Source organism: Roseovarius halophilus (ex Wu et al. 2025), assembly GCF_047086965.1.
This window is the reverse complement of the sequence record NZ_JBKOTX010000279.1, coordinates 1-5,547: the sequence shown is the minus strand read 5'-3', so window position 1 is coordinate 5,547 and position 5,547 is coordinate 1. Positions and strand designations below refer to the sequence as shown.

The 5,547-nt window shown below is 69.5% G+C and carries 3 protein-coding genes; 1 reads left to right on the top strand and 2 read right to left on the bottom strand.

Annotated elements, in window-relative coordinates; translation table 11 throughout:
- Positions 1 to 135 precede the first annotated feature (135 nt).
- Positions 136 to 3,219 (bottom strand): efflux RND transporter permease subunit, encoded by a 3,084-nt coding sequence (locus tag ACH107_RS29460; RefSeq protein WP_412509271.1) that lies wholly within the window; start codon positions 3,217 to 3,219, stop codon positions 136 to 138.
- Positions 3,216 to 4,319, bottom strand: a complete 1,104-nt coding sequence (locus ACH107_RS29455; protein WP_412509270.1) for an efflux RND transporter periplasmic adaptor subunit — start codon at positions 4,317 to 4,319, stop codon at positions 3,216 to 3,218. The genes ACH107_RS29460 and ACH107_RS29455 overlap by 4 nt, the downstream gene beginning before the upstream one ends.
- Before the next feature lie 211 nt (positions 4,320 to 4,530).
- On the opposite strand from ACH107_RS29455, the gene ACH107_RS29450 reads away from it, so the two are divergent.
- The gene (locus tag ACH107_RS29450; RefSeq protein WP_412509269.1) at positions 4,531 to 5,523 is read left to right on the top strand and encodes a glycosyltransferase family 4 protein; all 993 of its coding nucleotides are present in this window, start codon (positions 4,531 to 4,533) and stop codon (positions 5,521 to 5,523) included.
- Positions 5,524 to 5,547 lie beyond the last annotated feature (24 nt).

Sequence of the window (5,547 nt, the reverse complement as noted above, 5' to 3'; positions counted from 1 at the left end):
GGGCGCTGAGGCGCTAGATCGCCTAATGCTACTATAAATTGGTGCGAAGATGAAATCCCACGTGGTAGTTGCCCCGGCCCCCCCCGCCACCGCGGCGGGCCGCGGCACACCCACGGCGCGTGCCGCGCACGGGGCTTATCCGGGCTTGCCCTGCGCCCGCAGTTCCTGCTCCAGCGCCTCTGCGCTGGCCGCGCGCGGCTTGGTGAAGCCGCTGAGCAGGGCGTAGGCGGCGGGCGTCAGGAAAAGCGTGAAGACCGCCGCCATGCCCAGCCCGCCTACGATGACCCAGCCGATGGCGGCACGCGATTCGGCCCCCGGCCCCGACCCGAGCACCAGCGGCAGGCCCGACATCACCGTGCTGATCAGCGTCATGGCGATGGGCCGCAGCCGGGCCTGCGCGGCTTCGTGGGCGGCCTCGATCACCGTTCTGCCCTGATCGCGCAACTGATTGGCGAATTCCACCAGCAGGATCCCGTTCTTGGCCATCACCCCGATCAGCATCAGCACGCCGATCTGGCTGAATATGTTGATCGTGGTGCCCGTCAGCATCAGCGCATAGATCGCGGCGCAAACGCCGAACGGAACCGTCGTCATTACCACGACGGCGCTTGTCAGACTCTCGAACTGCGCCAGCAAGACGAGGAACACCACCAGCAACGCGATCACGTAGGTCGCGGCCAGCGCCGCCGAGGTTTCCTCCAGCGACGCTGCCTCGTCGAGGAAAATCAGGCCGATATCCGCCGGCAACCGGTCCTGCGCCAGCGCCCGCACGTCGTCCACCACCTCGCGCAGGGTCACCTCCTGCGCGACGCGCGCGTCGATCTCGATGGCACGGCGCTGCGCGTGACGGTCCAGCTCGGCGGCAACGCCGGTTTCATCGAAGGTGACGATCTGGCTCAGCGGCACCAGATCGCCATCGCGCGAGCGCACGTTCAGGTTCATCAGGTCCGCCGGGTCACGCACCGCGCCGGCGGCCGATTGCAGCATGATCGGCACCGGCTCGTCGCCGATGGTCAGCTCCGCCACCTCGTCCTCGTCGATGAGCGCGCGCAACGCGCTGGACAGCGCGCTCATCGGCACGCCCAGATCCGCCGCGCGCTCCCGGTCGACGCCGATGCTCAGTTGCGGCTGCGTGGCCTGGTAATTCACCCTGATGCCGGACAGCCCCGGCACCTCGGCCATGTCCTGCGCGAACGCGTCCGCGGCCTGCGCGATATCGGGATAGCTGGGCCCGGTCAGGCCAATGCTCAGCCCGCCGCCCGAGCCACCGCGCAGGCCAAGGCTGTTGCCCGACCAACTGCTGGCCCGCGCGCCCGGGATGCTGGCCAGATCGTCGGCGATGGCGGCCTCGATCTCGGATTGGCTGATCTCGCGCTCGTCCCACGGGATGAGCCGCACGATCGTCTGCCCGCGGTTGAGGTCGTACCGCCCCGTGATCGAATAGAGGCCGGTGGCCACGCCCTGATCCACGTAGGGTTGCAATATCTCCTCGACCTGGACCACTTGCCTGTCGGTATAATCCAGCCCCGTCCCGTCCGGCCCCTGCAGCCATACGGCGAACTGCCCGCGATCCTCCTCGGGCACCAGTTCCTCGCCCAGCCGGTCGTAAACCAGAACGGCACTGCCCGCCAGCAGGATCGCCCCCGTCACCGTCACCAGCGGCGCGCGGATCAGCGGACCGATCAGGACGGCGTAGAAACGCGCCAGCGCGCGCCCGGGACGGGAAAAGATGCCGCCGTGCCGGCCCAGCCCGTCGGTCTGCGCCGCCAGCATCGGACACATGGTAAGCGCCACGAAGGACGAGATCGCCACCGTCGCCGCCAGCACGAACCCGAATTCGGTGAAAAGCCGGCCCGCGTCACCGGGCAGGAACGAAATGGGGATGAAAACCGCGATGAGCGTGAGCGTCGTGGCAATGACGGCGAAAAAGACCTGCCCCGACCCGAGCACGGCCGCCGCGCGGCGCCCGGCCCCCTCCTGCCGGCGGCGCTGTATGTTCTCGGTCACGACGATCGCGTCATCCACCACCAGCCCGGTTGCCAGCACCAGCGCCAGCAAGGTCACGAGGTTGATCGAGAACCCCATCAGCCAGATACCAGCCAGCGACCCCGTCAGCGCGATGGGAATGGCCACCGAGGGGATCAGCGTCGCGCTCAGGCGGCCGAAGAACACCCAGATCACCGCGATCACGATGCAAAGCGCCGCGCCCAGTGTCTTGAGCACCTCGATGATGGCCCCCTCGATGAACACCGCGCTGTCGCTCGTCACCTGGAACCCCAGGTCCGGGTAGCGCTGCTTCAGCCGGTCGATCGCCTCGTGAACCTCGTTCGAGATGCGCACGGTGTTGGACTGCGCCTGCCGCACCACCCCGAGGCTGACGATCATCCGCCCGTCCAGCCGCGCGATGCTTTGCGGGGTGGCCATGCCGAAATAGACATCCGCCACGTCGCCAAGGCGCACCGGGTCACGCAGCATCAGCGCCTCGATGCGCCGCGGCTCGGCCACGGTGGCGTCAGCCCGCACAAGCACCTCCTGCTCCCCGCTCGAGAAACTGCCAACCGGCACGTCGAACTGCGCCGCGCGCAGCACCTCGGCCACCTCCCCGATGGACAGGCCGAAGGCGGCCAGCCTGTCGGGCCGCACCTCGACGCGCAGGACGCGCTCGCGATCCCCGAACAGGACAACCTCGGCAACTCCCGGCACCGCGGTGAACTCGGGCGCGATGGAATCATCGACCAGCCGGGTCAGCTCGTCGATGGCACGCGCGTCGCTCCAGACGGCCACGTCCAGCACGGGGGACGCGTCCGCTTCGGACTTGACGACGAAAAGGTCCTCGACCCCGTCGGGTAGGCGCGTCTCTATCCGCGCCACCGCTTCGCGCACGTCATTGGCCGCACTCGTCAAGTCGCGATCGGGGCCGAATTCGACCCGCATCCTGAAATTGCCCTCCTCGGACGCGGTGCTGATCTCCTCCACCTCGGATACCAGCGCGATCGCCCCTTCCACGACCGAGGACAGCTCGGCATCCACCGTGGTCGGCGACGCGCCCGGATAATTGGCCCGCACCGACACGACGGGGCTGTCGATATCCGGCAACTCGCGGACTTCGACACCGAAAAGCGCGCCGATCCCCGCGATCACGATCAACAGGCTCATCACCGCCGCCAGATACGGCCGGCGCACGCTCAGCCCGCTGAGCCCCTGTCCCGGGAAATTCATGAACTGCCCCCGGCCGGCGCGTTCAGCACGTTCACGGCCACGCCCGGGCGCAGCCGTTGCGTACCCTCGACCACCACGTGATCGCCCGCGGCCAGCGGCCCGTCAACGATGACCAGCCCCGCGCGGCGACGCACGAGGCGCAACTCGACCTTCTCGACCGTCCCGTCAACCACGCGCCAGACATGCAGCGCACCGCGGGAGAATTGCAGCGCCAGTTCGGGAACCGACGGGTGCACGGGGCCGGGCAGCTCCAGCGTGACCGAAAAAGAGGCCCCCGGACGCAGCACATCGGCCTCGTTCGCGACCGCCGCCCGCACCCGCGCGGTACGGGTCGTCCGGTTCACCCGGCTGTCGATCGCGGTGACGCGCCCCTCGAAACGACGCCCCTCCACGGCGGGGGTGGTCGCGGTGACGTCCAGCCCGACCTCGACCCGCGACAACAGCGTCTCGGGCAGGTCGAACTCCACCAGCAGTTCGCGGCGGTCGTCGTAACTGGCAATCTCGTCCTCGGCGCTGACGCGATCGCCGACCTCCACCTGCGCGATCCCCGGCACGCCGTCGAACGGGGCCAGCAAGTGGCGGTCGGCCAGTTCCGCCCGCGCCTTTTCAAGCTCGATCTCGGCAACCCTGTGCGCCGTCTCGACCTCCTCGAACCGCGACACAGCCGCGGCGCCGCTGTCTTGCAGCCGGCGGTACCTGTCCCGCTCCGAGGACGCGCGCGCCAGCCGCGCCTCCGCCAGCGCGACCGCCAGCTTCTCGTCGGTGTCATCCAGGCGCATGAGAGTATCGCCCGCCGCGAACGTGCGGCCCGGGTCGATGCTCAATTGCGTGATACGCCCGCTGGACGGCGCCCGCAGCGTGACGGAACGGCGGGCGAACCCGGTGCCGATCGCGCTGAAGGTCAGGTCGTCGGACCGGTCTGCCACCTCGGCGGTGAACACGGGAACGCCGGGTGCGTCGGCCGCCGCGGTCGCAGTCTCAGGCGGGCCCGGCTCGGACCAGAGCGCCGTGATGTCGCCCCGGAAGGCCCATGCCGCCGCGGCGAGGGCCATCATGAACGCCGCCAGAACGGCCTGTTTCCAGAGAGCGGTTCGCGTCATGGCGCTTCGCATATTGCTATCGCCCCTTTTACATAGGGCGCGTGGCGGCAATGTCACGTGACGGCGGCCAGTGGCTGCCGGCCAAGACAGAATTTCTCCCGCGGGCGGCCCGCAGGCATGTCCGGCCGACACCGCCGCGCCGGGGCAGGCATTGCCTTGTCGCGTCATGGCGCTATCCCGTTTCCAAAGCCAAACGATCACGAGGCAAGCAATGTCGGATCACAAAGCCGCGGCCTTCGCCGTGCCCGGCGACATCTCGGCCCCGACGGGCGGATACCGCTATGACAGGCACCTTTTGCGGGCACTGCGCGGCACCGGCATGGAGGTGTCGCTCGTCCCCTTGCCCGGCGGCTTCCCGTTCCCGTCCGCCGCCGGAATGGCCGAAGCGCTGGCGGCCCTTGAACAGGTGCCCCCGGACCGCGCGCTGCTCGTGGACGGTCTTGCCTTCGGCGCGCTGGAAACAGCGGCGCTGGACAGGCTTCGCGCCCCTGTCGTGGCGCTGGTCCATCACCCGCTCGCTGACGAAAGCGGGCTCTCGGCGCACACGGCGCGCAGCCTGCGGGCGATGGAACGCGCCAACCTCGAACGCGCCGTTCACGTGCTTGTCCCCAGCCCGCATACCCGCGATGCGCTGGCATCTGGTTACGGCGTCGATCCCGCGCGGGTGACGGTGATCCGGCCGGGCAGACCCGAACCCGCCCCGGCACAGGCGCCGCCGGAGCAGGACGACCCGCCGCTGATCCTGTCGGTCGGCCTCCTGCACCCGCGCAAGGGGCACGACATCCTGATCTCGGCGCTTGAACAGCTTGTCGATCTCGACTGGCGCGCCGTCATCGTCGGCGCGCCCTGGGCGCCGGGACACGACGCCGCCCTTTCGCGTCGGATCGAGGCCGCCGGGCTCGCCGGCCGTGTGCGGCTGGCAGGACGGATCGGCCGGGCGGAACTCGACCAGTTGTATCAACGGGCCTGCGTGTTCGCGCTGGCGACCCGGCACGAGGGCTACGGCATGGTCTTCGACGAGGCGCTCGTCCACGGCCTGCCCATCGTTTCGACCACCGCGGGCGCCGTGCCCGGCACCGTGCCCCGGGACGCGGGGGTGCTCGTGCCGCCCGACGACGCCCGCAGCTTCGCCACGGCGTTGCGCGACCTTCTGGCGGACGAAACGGCCCGCGCCCGAAGAAGATCCTCAAGGGCGTGTCGCTGACGCTGGAACGTGGCGAGACCAAGG